Consider the following 13,562-nt stretch of genomic DNA (forward strand, 5'->3'; position numbering starts at 1 on the left):
CTCAGCCTTGCGGCTTGACCAAATCGGCCGGGCTGATGTCGAGCAGGTCGAGCGTGCGGCGCAACAGCTGCATCTCGCTCCCGGCAAGTTGCGAATCGGCCTTGGCGATCTCGGCCATGTGGCGGGCGAGCAGCTTGCGCCGTTCGACGTCGAGGTCGCGGAATTGGGCGACGGCCTGCGAGCTGTTGGTCTCGTAGCCGAAATCGTTGAGATATTCGATGACGCTGTCGATGCTGGTGTCGGGAATGCCGAAGGCGTCCCGGCAGATACGCCTGAAGGCGGTCATTTCGCTTTCGCTGACCGAACCGTCGGCCAGGATCATACGGAACAGCATCAGCAATTCCGCCGACAGCACCGGATCGTCCGCGACCTTGCGCACGCCGGGGTCGCCGTCGAAGATCGAGCGTATCTGGTCCAGCAATCCCATCGCCATCAGCCCCTTCCGATTCGTCGGGAAGGTAGCGCGGAATCGGCTTGGCGCAAACGGGTGCGAATGGTGGAACAGGGCAATCGGTTTTGAATTCGCCTCCTCACCCTTTTAGGGCGTTGGCGCTGCGCCTCACCTGCCTGCCGGCATCCTCTCCCCGTTTAGTGACGGGAGAGGGGCGCTCTCGTCACCGGTTTCGCCAATCGCAGGCGCTGCAAGAAAAGGCGCCGACGTTGCGACCAGCCCTTTCTCCCCGTCACTATGCGGGGAGAAATGCCCGGCAGGGCAATGAGGGGCGGCGGCGACATCGACAATTGGTGGTCTCCGCCACAATTTGGAAACTGTCATTCGTCCGAAGCGATTGCCCTTCGTGATCGAATGCGCCGCACCGTTCTGGCACTCCATAAAACTGCCGGCCAATCCGGCGAACCCGCTGCGCTCATTGGTGTGTGACCGCGCGCCTGATACTATGCCGTTGTACGAATCATGTTGAGGAGGGACCGAACATGAATCTCAGTGCGCCTACCCAGCTTATTTTCATTATATCCCTTGTTATCGCCATTATCGGCGTTCTCGCCGCGCTTGGCGTCCTTGCGTTCATCCCTTTGGCTGCTGTGTGGATTGTTGTCATCGCTTACATCGTGCTGGCCGCCGGCTGCCTGATGCGCGGCGCCTAAACACGTCCAGACAATTCAGAATCTCAGGCAACTCGGAGCGCCCGGCCAAAACCGGGCGCTTTTGATTCCGGCGTATGGTCTGTTAAAGTCGCGTGGCGGAAGGAAAGCGCATGCCCGACAGCGAAGACGGCAGCCGCCACGAAAGCCCAGGCCTCGATCGGTTCGAGATGGTGCGGCGCGCGCCGAGCCATCGGCTTCAGGGCGTCGTCACCGACATGTGCGGCTTTCGCGAAACCATGCCAGGCCATTTCCGCGCCGTCGAATATGCCTCGCTGACCGTGCCGCTGGTCATCAGCTTTGCCGAACCCTTTGCCATTGGGCTCGGCCATGACCCGGGCGACAATGACCGCTTCGCCAGTTTTGCCGCCGGCCTTTATGCCGGGCCGGTAGTGATCGAATCCTTCGGCGGCGCCTGCTGTGTGCAGATCAATTTCACCCCGCTCGGCGCTCGTCGCTTCTTCGGCCGCCCGATGAGCGAATTGACCGACCGCATGGTCGGCCTGGATGACGTGCTCGGCGTCGACGGCATCGCGCTGCGCGAAAGGCTTGGCAATGCGCCGGATTGGAGCACACGCTTTGCCATCGCCGAAGCCTTCGTCGGTGATCGGTTGGCAACCGCGGACCGCACTCAGACCGAAATGGTCTGGGTCTATGAGACGATCGTCTCGACGCGTGGGCGGATCCGCATCTCGACGCTGGCCGAAAAGCTTGGCTGGAGCCGCAAGCATCTTACCGGAAAATTTTCGGACGCTATCGGCACCGGCCCAAAAACGCTCTCGCGCATCGTCCGCTTCAATCATGCGCTTGGCCTGTCGAGACAGGCGAACAGCGCTTGGGCCGACATCGCCGCCGACTGCGGCTATGCCGACCAGGCGCATCTGGTGCGCGAGTTTCGCGACCTGGCAGGCGTCGCGCCGACGGCGCTTGCCGCGAGGTAACATTTCTTCAAGACGCGCAACCGGCCGTCGCGCAGACTGGGTTGATCGACCAACCCGCTGAAGGAGATCAGCCATGCCGAACACCCCCGAACCACCGCGGCTTTATCCGGCGCTGCGCTACAGGAATGCCGGCAAGATGATCGACTGGCTGTGCGAGGCCTTCGGCTTCAGCGTTCGCGCCCGCTATGGCGAAGGCGACGTGGTGCACCACGCCGAGCTCGCTTTCGGCTCTTCGATCGTCATGCTCGGCACGGCGCGCGACGACGCCTATGGCAAGATGGTCGGCGCGCCGGGTTCGGGTGGCGGCAAGTCGATCTACGTTGCGGTCGCTGACGCAGACGCGGCATACGCGCGGGCAAAGACCGCCGGCGCCGAGATTCTGGAAGAACTCACCGATCGCGACTATGGCAGCCGCGAATTCATCTGCCGCGATCCGGAAGGCAACGTCTGGTCGTTCGGCACCTACTGGCCGAAGGCTGACGAGAAAGCATGATCCCGAAAAGTGGAGACCGGTTTTCGGACAAGATCATGCTCAGGCAAAGTATCTAACGCGCCAGCCCAAAAATCGTGTCGCAGTCGAGGTGGGTTTCCAGTTCGGCTGCGATCTCGTCCAGTGCCCGTTCGACCTCGGCGCGGTAGTCGATGCCGCCGCCCTTGACGCCGAGGCTTTCGAGGAATTTCGCCCGGAAGGCGTCGGCGGAAAACAGCCCGTGCATATAGGTGCCCAGCACCTTGCCGTCGGCCGAGATAGCGCCGTCATCGATGCCGTTGATAACGGCGGACGGCCGCAGCGTGTCCGGACCGGTGGTGCGGCCGAGATGGATCTCGTAGCCCTCGAGCGGCAGATCGAATTGCACCGAGCGCGCGCTGACATTGCGCACCGTCTTTTCCGGCTCCATCACCGTTTCGACGTCGAGCAGGCCAAGCCCTTGCGTTTCTGTAACGCTGGCCTCGATGCCGTCGGGATCGCGCACGATATGACCAAGCATCTGGAAGCCGCCGCAAATGCCGACGATATGACCACCGCGTTTCCTATGCGCGGCAAGGTCGCGGTCCCAGCCGTTCTCGCGCAATTTCAGGAGATCGCCGATCGTCGACTTCGAGCCGGGAATGACCACCAGACCCGCATCTTCGGGCAAGCGCTCACCAGGCGGCACGAACACCACCTCGACCTGCGGTTCGGCCTTGAGCGGGTCGAGATCGTCGAAATTGGCGATGCGCGAGAGCACCGGCACGGCGATCTTCAGCGCGCGCTTCTCGCCGGACGCCAGTCGCTCGAGCACGACGGAATCTTCCGATGGCAGCCGCGCCGCCGCCTTCAGCCACGGCACGACGCCAAAACAGCGCCAGCCGGTGAATTTTTCGATCGCCTTGATGCCGTCTTCGAACAGCGAGACGTCGCCACGGAACTTGTTGATGAGGTAGCCGACGATCATGCTCCGGTCCTCCTCCGGCAGGATCAGATGGGTGCCGGCGACCGAGGCGATGACGCCGCCGCGATCGATATCGCCGACCAGGATCACCGGCACGCCGGCGCGCGTCGCAAAGCCCATATTGGCAATGTCGCGGCTCCTGAGATTGATCTCGGCCGGCGAGCCGGCGCCCTCGACAATGACCAGATCGGCGCCCTCGCCGACCTTTGCCCAGGAGTCCAGTACCGCATCCATCAGCCGGCCCTTCAGCGCCTGGTAGTCGCGCGCCCGCGCCTCGCCGAACACCTTGCCCTGCACGACGACTTGAGCGCCGACATCGGTCTGCGGCTTGAGCAGCACCGGGTTCATGTGGATGGTCGGCGCCACGCCACAGGCGATCGCCTGCAGCCATTGGGCGCGGCCGATCTCGCCGCCGCCTGAATCGCCCGGAATATCGGCGACGGCCGCGTTGTTCGACATGTTCTGCGGCTTGAACGGCCGCACCTTCAGGCCGCGCTTCTTCGCCGCGCGGCAGAGGCCGGCAACCAGCACCGTCTTGCCGACATCCGAACCCGTGCCCTGCAGCATGATCGCCTTGGCCATATCAGCCCCTGCCCTGCGCAACAGTTCCGGTGATCGTCGACTTGGCTGCCAGCGGCCCGCCGCGCCAGATGTAGAGCGCCAGCAGCGGCTCCTTGCCGGTGCGCATGGCGTGGCTGATATCAGGGGCATGGTGGATCACCTCGCCCGCCGCTCGAAGGCGAAAACCGCCATCGCCCATGCGCCATTCGGTGCCGCCGGTCAGCGGGATGTAGATCTCCTCCGCGACATGGTGGTGATCGGGGTAGACGGTGTCGGGTCCAAGGATCAGCAGGCCGCCCGCGACCTCGTCATTGACGAAATGCCCGCGTGTACCGAACACCTCCAGCCAGCCGTAATTGTCGATGAAAACCTTGCCGAAATCCGCCTCGCCATAGGTCTGGCCCCAGTGCAGATAGCCGCGACGCTCCGCAACCAGCCGCGCCAGCGACTTGGCCGCAGCGGGAGCGAGTTCGACGATCCGGTCGAGCTGGACGAGACAAGGCAGTGCATGCGGTTCGAGCGGACGGGACGGCATGTCCCAGCCGATCCGGGCCACGGCGTCGCGCACCAGCGCATCATCGAACGTCTGGAGATAGGCATGGAAGCATCCAAGCAGTTCGTCGAAAGTTGTCGTCACACTTTGCTCCAAAGCGCATTCGCCCACAGCGGCTGCCCAGATGGTTGGATCAAGACGGGTCGGGTTGCGCGGCGGCATCATTGGTCTAGATTGGACGGCGCGCAAAGCCAAAAACGACAGGCCAGCAGGCCGGAAACATCAGGGAGCACGCCATGGACGCCGCTGTCGATGCGGGCACCAGCCAGTTCGAACTCAACGAGGACCAGCGCGCCATCCAGGAGATGGCGCAAGCCTTCGCCGCCGACCGCGTGGCGCCGAACGCACTCGACTGGGATCGCAACAAGCATTTCCCGGCCGATGTGATCCGCGAGACAGGTCCGCTCGGCCTTGGCGGCATCTATGTCCGCGACGACGTCGGCGGCTCGGGGCTCGGCCGGCTCGACGCCGTGCTGATCTTCGAGGCGCTTTCGCGTGCCGATCCGGCGTTTTCCGCCTTCATCTCGATCCACAACATGGCAGCATCGATGATCGACCGCTTCGGCAGCGACGAGCAGCGCCGGCGCTTCCTGCCCAAACTGACCTCGATGGAATGGCTGGCCAGCTACTGCCTGACCGAGCCGGGTTCGGGATCCGATGCCGCGGCGCTGAAGACGCGTGCGGTCAAAAGCGGCGGCGACTATGTGCTGAACGGCGCCAAGCAGTTTATCTCCGGTGCCGGCGACAGCAACCTCTATGTCGTCATGGCGCGCACCGGCGCCGACGGGCCGAAAGGCATTTCCACCTTCGTCGTGCCGAACGATGCGCCGGGCCTTTCCTTCGGCGCCAACGAGCACAAGATGGGCTGGCACATGCAGTCGACGCGCCAGGTCGTCTTCGAGGACTGCAAGGTGCCGGCCGAAAATCTTTTGTCGGCTGAAGGCGCCGGTTTTGGCATCGCCATGGCCGGGTTGGACGGCGGCCGGTTGAACATCGCCGCCTGCTCGCTCGGCGGCGCGCAATCGGCACTCGACAAGGCACTCGCCTACACCGCCGAACGCAAGGCTTTCGGCTCGAAGATCAACCAGTTCCAGGCGCTGCAGTTCAAGCTTGCCGACATGGAGACCGAACTGCAGGCAGCGCGCGTCTTCCTCTACACCGCCGCCTCGAAGCTCGACCGCAACGCGCCGGAGGCCTCGAAATGGTCGGCGATGGCCAAGCGCTTCGTCACCGACGCCGGCTTCAACGTCGCCAACGACGCCCTGCAGCTGCACGGCGGCTATGGTTATCTGCACGACTACGGCATCGAGAAACTGGTGCGCGACCTGCGTGTCCACCAGATTCTCGAAGGCACCAACGAGATCATGCGCGTCATCATCGCTCGCGCGCTGATCGGACGGTAAGGCAGTAGGCAGTAGGCAGTAGGCAGTAGGCAGTAGGCAGAAAGATGACCGGCAAGATCAATTCGTACAAGGATCTTATCGTATGGCAGCAGGCGATGGATCTGGCCGTCACCACCTACTCCCTGACCAAGGCATGGCCAAAAGAGGAATTGTATGGGTTGACCAGCCAAATCCGCCGCTCAGCAACCTCTATTCCTGCAAACATCGCGGAAGGTTACGGCCGAGACAGAGGCTCCTATCAGCAATTTCTCAGGATTGCCCAGGGATCGCTGAAGGAGTTCGAGACACACCTCCAGATCGCCGAACGCATTGGCCTTGCTACGCATGATCAAGCTTATCACGTGCTTTTAGCGACCGAGGGCATCGGGAAAATGCTTCGCCAACTTATTAGCAAACTTGCGCCCGAATAGGTCGCTTACTGCCTACTGCCTACCCAAACCACGGAGCGCCATTATGACCACCATCGCCTTCATCGGCCTCGGCAATATGGGCAATCCGATGGCCTCCAACCTGGTCAAGGCCGGGTATGCCGTGCACGGCTTCGACCTGGTGCCGGAGAATCTCGTCATCGCCAGGGAACACGGCGTCGTCATCATGGCCAACGCCGTTGCGGCGGTGAAAGACGCCGATGCGGTCATCACCATGCTGCCAGCCGGTAAGCATGTTCTGTCGGTTTACGCAGACATAGTATCCAGGGCAAAAAAAGGCGCGCTGTTCATCGATTCCTCTACCATCGATGTCGAGTCGGCTCGAAAGGCCCATGCCATCGCCGCCAAGCACGGGTTGCTGTCGATCGACGCGCCGGTCTCCGGCGGCACGGGCGGTGCGGCGGCCGGCACGCTGACCTTCATGGCCGGCGGTTCGAAGGATGCCTTCGCCAAGGCCGAACCAATCCTCAAGCCGATGGCCGGCCGCATCGTTCATTGCGGCGACGACGGCGCCGGACAGGCGGCGAAGATCTGCAACAACATGATTTTGGGCATTTCGATGATCGGCGTTGCCGAGGCCTTCGTGCTGGCAGAAAAGCTCGGCCTGTCGCACCAGGCGCTGTTCGACGTCGCCTCGACCTCGTCCGGCAAGTGCTGGTCGCTGACCACCTATTGCCCGGTGCCCGGCCCGGTGCCGACATCGCCCGCCAACAATGGCTATAAGCCTGGCTTCGCGGCGGCACTGATGCTGAAGGACCTGAAACTGTCGCAGGAGGCCGCACAGAGCGTCGGTGCAGCAACGCCGCTCGGCGCCGAGGCAGCCCAGCTTTATGCGCTGTTCAACGCACAAGGGAATGCCGGCGCGGATTTTTCCGGCATCATTAATTTCCTCCGTGGTGACCCGGCGTAAGCTCCAGGTTCACAGGTTTTCGATCTGCCCAATGCGGAAAGCCGGCAAATTTAGGTTTGCTTAAGCTCTTGCTAACCCTGCAGTAACGATATGCGTTTAAAACGGATTGCGAGGCGGACATCCGCCCGGCGCTCCGGATCAGGTCTCGCGTACCGGAGCCCGTAAGTTTCGCCGTAAGTTTCGCAAGTGTATTGTTGGCGAAGCGCCATGCGTATCTGGCAAAGCCGCGTTCCGATGGAGCGCGGTTTTTGCGTTTCGCATTCTTCAAGGACAATGAGGCGATCGCCCTGGCGTGTCTCCAGATGATCGTCGGCGTCGTGGCTGCTGTCCTGAGCTACGTCGACCCACAGGTGGTCGCGCCCCAATCCCCCAGCGCGTCGGTGCCATGGCTCATCGGTCAGCTACGCTACTTGCGTGCGAGCACGACGTGGGCCTCTTGGGGGAACATCAGCTCCCCTTCAGTTGAATAGATTGCCAGCGAAAAATCTAGATCACCGGTGATCGCTGCGATGACTGCTTCCCGATGCCCGGCATCAATTCTGCTGACCAGCCCGGCCTGCGGAGTCGCTGCCAGCTGTAGTCGCACATATTCCCTAGACGAGGGAAATCGGATGTTTTGTGTCGTCGTGTGGATGGTCACCTGACGAAATCCCGCCTCGGCCACCAATCGGTAAAGCTCGTCCGCATCGGCGAGTGAATGCTCAGACCTTTTCGTTGCCGAAGCGCCTGGACCGAGGTGTCGATCCAAGGCATCCGCCAGCGCCTTCGCCGCAGGAGTGTGCTCAATAGCGCTGAAAACGTTTAAAGCCAGTCGGCCGTCAGGCACCAGAACCCGGAACATCTCACGGAGCGCACTAGATCGATCCGGAAAAAACTGCAGTCCGAGCTGGCAAAGAACCAGATCGAAGGCGGAGTCAGGGAACGGCATTTCGAGCGCGCTTCCCTCGTGCCAGTCGATACGCGCTCCAGCGCCTCTCGGGAGCGACCGAGCAACGGCGAGCATGCCCGTATTGATGTCGAGGCCGACGACCTGCCCACTTCCCATACGCTCGGCCGCCGAGCGTGCCACCACGCCGGTGCCGCAAGCTACGTCCAAAATCCGCTCACCAGATTGAGGCGCAGCACGATCCATCAGGTCCGCAGCCCACAGGGCTGTGATTGCCGGGACCAGGTAGCGCTCGTAGAGGTCCGCGGCGCTGCCTTCCAGCTGCCACTGCTCCTGCTGGGCCATAGTGTCCCTCCCGCACAACGATCTCGGGCAACGGGCCCGATCGGCGCTTCAGCAGCCATCATAAAGCGCGTGTCTGTCGACTAGCAACCGGGCAATGGAAACCGGCAGTGCTATTCTTCGCGTTCCGTATCACAACGGTCTTTGCACCATCCGCCCCAAGTAGAATCAAACTCGCATTCCACTGTGCACTCCACGCGCGGCATCTCGCCAATATTTACGAGGCCGATATCCACGAGTTTGTAGCGAGCGATCGCCTTTGGATATTTCCTGAAAACACTCTCAATTTCCGCCACGAAGCCCTTGTGCTCTTCTGGAACCGGCCTTTTGAAAGGTGTTTTGGCGTCCTGCGCAAGAGATACAGTGATGACCGATTGCATAACCAAGGCTAGGATCAAAGAAACGGTGCGCATCAACTGTCTCCAATACGCCTTACGTGGAGAGATGTTTTGATGGTGGATGGCCGCAACTCCGGGACGGGGGGAAGGCCGTATCGAGGGTAGTCTGCGTCAAACATGGCCCACCATCGCCCGTGTAATCGTTGCACGGGCAGTTGCCGTGCGCCTCTATGTGCGCGTTGCAAGGGTTCCCGAACCCAAACCCATTATCAGGTAAAGTTACTCCCGCCCGCGCCAGTAGCGCCGCGGCTTCTTTCCGCGCGCTGATGATCAAGAACGCGGCCTTTTCCAGGGCTTCCGATTGTTCGCGCGTGAGACCCTCCCGAGACAGATATTTAAACATGTGTCACTCCCTCAGATTTGGATTCGCCAAATGCCTCAATTGGGAAGCAAGCATGCTTCAAATTTGCACACCGCTCGACTTGTTCGCTCTTCAACGTGGCGCAATTCGTTGCGACGTGGCGCTAAGGACAGCTAGTCGCCCATTTTGGTCTCCTTGAACGAATGATCCCTTGCTGAAGTCGATCAGGCGAAGTTGACAGGACCGGACTTACGGATGGCTTACGGACGTCACGCTGATCGGCGGCAGGTGACAAGACGGGCGCCGTTCGCACGCTTGCCGCGCTCGGCATGGACGAGTTTTGCCAGCCGGGGAGTGAGGTAGGCTTGGCGCGCCAAAGCTGAATAGTCGGCAGTGCCTGGATGGGGCGCGTTTCCACCCGCAGCCGAATTCGAACTGACTTTGTCCACGTCCTCGACCATCTGCTCGGCGATCGACGCAGCGATCGCCGAGCGTCCGACTGCAGGACGCCCGGCGATGGTTCTACCTTACCCCCTTGCGCAAATCCGCTTGCGCCAGATCGAGCGCCGTGGCGATGCGGTCGCAGGCCATGTCGATCGTCTCGCGCGTCCAGATCAGCGGCGGCGACAGGATCATCGTGTCGCCGGTAGCGCGCAGCATCATGCCCTGGACAATCGCGTGGTCGCGAACCATCACCGCCGCGCTGCCGGCAGGCAGGAAGCGCTCCTTGGTCACCTTGTCCTTGACGATCTCGATCGCCCCCATCAGCCCGAACGAGCGCACCTCGCCGACCAGATCGTGCCCACCGAGACGTTCCTGCAGGGCCCTGGCGAAGTAAGGCCCGGTGTCGTTCCTGACGCGCTCGACCAGGCCTTCACGCTCGATGATCTCGAGGTTCTTCAGCGCCACCGCGCAGGCCACCGGATGCCCGGCATAGGTGTAGCCGTGATAGAATTCGCCGCCCTTTTCGACCAGCGTCGCCGCGATGCGGTCGCCGACCAGCAGCGCCGACAGCGGCTGATAGCCAGAGGTCAGCGCCTTGGCCGTGGTGATGGTGTCGGGCTCGACATCGAAGGCTTGTGCGGCGAACCACTCGCCTGTGCGGCCATATCCGGTGATGACCTCGTCCAGCATCAGCAGGACATCGTATTTGCGGCAGATGCGCTGCACCTCCGGCCAATAGCTCATCGGCGGGATCTTCACCCCGCCTGCCCCCATCACCGGCTCGCCGATGAAGGCGGCCACCTTGTCGGCGCCGGCTTCGAGGATCGCGTCCTCGACCGCTTTTGCCGCGCGCAGGCCGAAATCATGGTCGCTTTCGCCGGGCAGTGCGAGCTCATAGGCATAGGGCATCATCACATGGACGATGTTGGGCACGGCGCCTCCGAGCTGCTTGTGCATCAAATCCATGCCGCCGAGCGAGGCGCCGGCGATGGTCGAGCCGTGATAGCCCATCTTGCGTGAGATGATGCGGTTCTTCTCGGGCCTGCCTTCCAGCACCCAATAGTGACGGACCAGGCGCAGCGCCGTGTCGTTGGCCTCCGAACCGGACGAGCCGTAGAACACCTGGTTGATGTGCCTTGGCGCGATCTCCGCCAGCTTTCTCGACAGCAGAACCGGCGTCGGCGTCGAGCATTTGAAGAAAGAGTTGTAGTAGGGCAACTCCTTCATCTGGGCGTAGGCGGCGTCGGCGAGCTCGTCGCGGCCATAGCCGACATTGACGCACCACAGCCCAGCCATGCCGTCGAGGATTTCCGTCCCTTCGGCATCATAGATGAACGGCCCGTCGGCGTGGGTGATGATGCGCGAGCCGGTCTCGCGCATCTCTTTGTGGTCGGTGAACGGATGAAGGTGATGCGCGGCATCGATCTGCTGAAGCTGCTTCAGCGAATAATTCTGGTAGGTCATGTCTGGTCTTTCCTCTTGAACCAATCCGGCAGCTTTCGCGCCGGGGCGGATTCGTCAGAGGACAGCGGGCGGCGAATAGCCGATGCGAGCGCAGAGCCGCAACAGCTCGGCGCGTAGCGTGCGCGACGACGGCGTCACCGCCACCCTAAATGCGCAACCCGATTTCGCCAGCCGAGCCATGCATGTACCTTAGGCTGCCTCGAGCCCTCAGTTCAAGCCGTGCCGGTCAAGCGACGCCGGTCAATTGGTGCCAGTCAGGGCCCGCTGCAGGAAGACGTACTTCATCGCCGCCTGTGCGGCCTGCGGCCGCCGGTCGCCGCGTCCACCATGGCCGCCCTCGGTCTCCTCGAAGAACAGCGTCTTGCCATGGCCGGCCGCCTGCAGCCGTGCCGCCATCTTGCGCGCATGCCCGGGATGGACGCGATCGTCGGCGGTCGAGGTCGTCAGCAACACCGGCGGATAGGCTGCATCCGTGTCTACATGCTGGTAGGGCGAATAGGCGGCGAGCCAGGCTGCCTCTTCCGGCTTCGCCGGATCGCCATACTCGGCCATCCATGACGCGCCGGGCGACAGCTCGGTGTAACGCAGCATGTCGAGCAACGGCACGTCGATGATCACTGCACCGAACAATTCCGGGTGCTGGGTCAGCGAGACGCCGGTCAGCAAGCCACCATTCGATCCGCCCTGGATGCCCAGCGTGGCGGGCGTAGCGATGCCGCGTTTGATCAGATCTTGCGCGACGGCAGCGAAATCGTCGAAGGCATTCTGGCGATTGGCCTTGAGCGCTGCCTGGTGCCAGTTCGGGCCGAACTCGCCGCCGCCGCGGATGTTGGCCTGCACATAGGCATTGCCCTTCTCCAGCCACAGCCTGCCGCGCACGCCGGCATAGCCGGGCAGCAGCGGCACTTCGAAGCCGCCATAGCCGTAAAGCAATGTCGGCACGGGTCCATGCAAGTCGCGCTTCCTGACGACGAAGTACGGGATCATCGTGCCATCCTTCGAGCGTGCCTCGAACTGTTCGGAGAGCAGGGACGACGGGTCGAAACGCGCCGGCTGCGACTTCACCGTTGCCAGCCCCGCAGCGTTGTCGTCCGACCAGATGATCGAGCTCGGCGTCAGGAAATCGGTGAAGGAGAAGGAGACGCTGGAACCGAAATGCTCGGCATGGCTGATGCCGACATTGCCGTTTTCGGGCAACGCCACGGGCTTGAACTCCCAGCCGCTGTCGCTGCGCTTGCCGGCGACGACCTTGCCGCGCACATTGTCCATCAAATTGATGAACAGCCGGTCCTGCGTGCGGGCAATGCCGGCGATCGAGACGCGGTGCGCCGGCTCGAGCACGGTATCGAGGGATCCGAATAGCCCGGTTTCGATCCAGCGCTCGAAATCGAGTGAATAGAGCCCGTCGGGCTTACACAGCGTGCCGTCCGGCGCAGTCCACGGGGTACGCACGCCGAAGACGAGCTGGCCCTTGAACAGCGCTGTATCGGTGACGTCGTCCGGCAACGGGATGCGCCTGTTCTCGCCGGAAGGCAGCCGCAGGAAACTGTGCGAGGCGAAGAAGTCGATGGTCCGGGCGAGGAAGACATGACGCTTGTCGCCGTCGAATTCGACGGACCCGCCGGCGGCAAGATCCTGCTTCAGCGCCTCGAAGATCGGCATCGCCGCTTCCAGTGGCGTGCCGCGCCGCCAAAGCTTGACCACGCGCGGATAACCGGACTGGGTCTTGTCGTCCTCCTCGAAGGCGGCGGAAACGATAACCGTGTCCTCGTCCAGCCAGCTAAAGCTCGACTTCGAGGCAGGAGCGCGAAAGCCGCCATCGACGAACGATCTGCTTTCGATATCGAATTCGCGCATCTCGCTGGCATCGCCGCCATCCGGCGACAGGTTGAGCAGGCAGCGGCTGAAGTCGGGGTAGAGCCGACTGGCCCCGCTGAACACCCATTTCACCCCCTCTTTCGCCGCCAGACTGTCGAAGTCGATGATCGTCTGCCATTCCGGCTTGTCGGTCTTGTAGGAGGCGACGGTGGTGCGCCGCCAAACGCCGAGTACGTTCGTCCGGTCCTGCCAGAAATTATAGACATAGCCGTTGATAGCGGCCCCGACGGCGATGTTATCCTCGGCTGTCATCAGGTCGAGCGCCGTCTCGAACGACGTCTGATAGGACGGATCACCCTGCAGCTCCCCGACCGTAACTGCATTTTGGTGATGCACCCAGTCGAGCGCCTGCTTGCCCCTCCTGTCCTCAAGCCAGAGAAACGGGTCTTCGGCCGCCGAACCCGGCTGGCCCTTGGTATTCGATTTGATCATGAGGTCTCCGGTTGAGTCGGGCGGCGACATAGCCAAGATCGACATGGGGCCGCTTACATTCAAGTTATTCGTCAGAAACGGCGGCTT

14 protein-coding genes are annotated in these 13,562 nt (G+C 62.4%); 6 read left to right on the forward strand and 8 right to left on the reverse strand.

The window, feature by feature from the left end; translation table 11 throughout:
* Position 1: 1 nt before the first annotated feature.
* Positions 2 to 433, reverse strand: coding sequence for a TerB family tellurite resistance protein (locus tag NKJ15_RS13900; RefSeq protein WP_352815754.1), 432 nt, complete (start codon positions 431 to 433; stop codon positions 2 to 4).
* Between the two features lie 500 nt (positions 434 to 933).
* Between NKJ15_RS13900 and NKJ15_RS13905 the strand changes: the two genes are divergently transcribed.
* The 3 genes from NKJ15_RS13905 (at position 934) to NKJ15_RS13915 (ending at position 2,535) form a co-directional block, all read left to right on the forward strand.
* Positions 934 to 1,104, forward strand: a complete 171-nt coding sequence (locus NKJ15_RS13905; RefSeq protein WP_352451984.1) for a hypothetical protein — start codon at positions 934 to 936, stop codon at positions 1,102 to 1,104.
* A 110-nt stretch (positions 1,105 to 1,214) separates the two neighbouring features.
* Entirely contained in the window at positions 1,215 to 2,042 is an 828-nt protein-coding gene (locus NKJ15_RS13910; protein ID WP_352815756.1) for a helix-turn-helix transcriptional regulator, read from the forward strand.
* Between the two features lie 73 nt (positions 2,043 to 2,115).
* Positions 2,116 to 2,535, forward strand: coding sequence for a VOC family protein (locus tag NKJ15_RS13915; protein WP_352451986.1), 420 nt, complete (start codon positions 2,116 to 2,118; stop codon positions 2,533 to 2,535).
* A 52-nt stretch (positions 2,536 to 2,587) separates the two neighbouring features.
* Here NKJ15_RS13915 and NKJ15_RS13920 read toward each other — a convergent pair whose 3' ends face one another.
* Both NKJ15_RS13920 and NKJ15_RS13925 read right to left on the reverse strand, forming a co-directional pair.
* Positions 2,588 to 4,057, reverse strand: a complete 1,470-nt coding sequence (locus tag NKJ15_RS13920; RefSeq protein WP_352815758.1) for a cobyric acid synthase — start codon at positions 4,055 to 4,057, stop codon at positions 2,588 to 2,590.
* A 1-nt stretch (position 4,058) separates the two neighbouring features.
* Entirely contained in the window at positions 4,059 to 4,673 is a 615-nt protein-coding gene (locus NKJ15_RS13925) for a dimethylsulfonioproprionate lyase family protein (RefSeq protein ID WP_352742252.1), read from the reverse strand.
* A gap of 152 nt (positions 4,674 to 4,825) precedes the next feature.
* Here NKJ15_RS13925 and NKJ15_RS13930 point away from each other — a divergent pair, with 152 nt between their 5' ends.
* From NKJ15_RS13930 to mmsB, 3 genes are read left to right on the forward strand one after another with little or no spacing between them, the layout of a single operon-like run.
* Positions 4,826 to 5,992: an isobutyryl-CoA dehydrogenase gene (locus NKJ15_RS13930; RefSeq protein WP_352815760.1), complete on the forward strand. Its 1,167-nt coding sequence runs from the start codon at positions 4,826 to 4,828 to the stop codon at positions 5,990 to 5,992.
* A gap of 44 nt (positions 5,993 to 6,036) precedes the next feature.
* Positions 6,037 to 6,402, forward strand: coding sequence for a four helix bundle protein (locus NKJ15_RS13935; RefSeq protein WP_352815761.1), 366 nt, complete (start codon positions 6,037 to 6,039; stop codon positions 6,400 to 6,402).
* Positions 6,403 to 6,445: 43 nt separating this feature from the next.
* Positions 6,446 to 7,330: a 3-hydroxyisobutyrate dehydrogenase gene (mmsB, locus tag NKJ15_RS13940; protein ID WP_352815763.1), complete on the forward strand. Its 885-nt coding sequence runs from the start codon at positions 6,446 to 6,448 to the stop codon at positions 7,328 to 7,330.
* A gap of 406 nt (positions 7,331 to 7,736) precedes the next feature.
* Here the strand turns inward: mmsB and NKJ15_RS13945 are convergent, their stop codons facing one another.
* From NKJ15_RS13945 to NKJ15_RS13965, 5 genes are all read right to left on the reverse strand, one after another.
* The gene (locus tag NKJ15_RS13945; protein ID WP_352539671.1) at positions 7,737 to 8,561 is read right to left on the reverse strand and encodes a class I SAM-dependent methyltransferase; all 825 of its coding nucleotides are present in this window, start codon (positions 8,559 to 8,561) and stop codon (positions 7,737 to 7,739) included.
* 110 nt (positions 8,562 to 8,671) lie between these two features.
* Complete coding sequence (locus NKJ15_RS13950) at positions 8,672 to 8,971, reverse strand: hypothetical protein (protein ID WP_352815764.1); 300 nt, start codon at positions 8,969 to 8,971, stop codon at positions 8,672 to 8,674.
* A 19-nt stretch (positions 8,972 to 8,990) separates the two neighbouring features.
* Positions 8,991 to 9,299, reverse strand: a complete 309-nt coding sequence (locus tag NKJ15_RS13955; RefSeq protein WP_352815765.1) for a DUF6422 family protein — start codon at positions 9,297 to 9,299, stop codon at positions 8,991 to 8,993.
* A 480-nt stretch (positions 9,300 to 9,779) separates the two neighbouring features.
* Positions 9,780 to 11,165, reverse strand: a complete 1,386-nt coding sequence (locus tag NKJ15_RS13960; protein WP_352815767.1) for an aspartate aminotransferase family protein — start codon at positions 11,163 to 11,165, stop codon at positions 9,780 to 9,782.
* Between the two features lie 240 nt (positions 11,166 to 11,405).
* The gene (locus NKJ15_RS13965; protein ID WP_352815769.1) at positions 11,406 to 13,475 is read right to left on the reverse strand and encodes a prolyl oligopeptidase family serine peptidase; all 2,070 of its coding nucleotides are present in this window, start codon (positions 13,473 to 13,475) and stop codon (positions 11,406 to 11,408) included.
* Positions 13,476 to 13,562 lie beyond the last annotated feature (87 nt).

This window comes from Mesorhizobium sp. M0207 (genome assembly GCF_040321995.1).
In the GTDB taxonomy this organism is placed as follows: Bacteria; Pseudomonadota; Alphaproteobacteria; order Rhizobiales; family Rhizobiaceae; genus Mesorhizobium.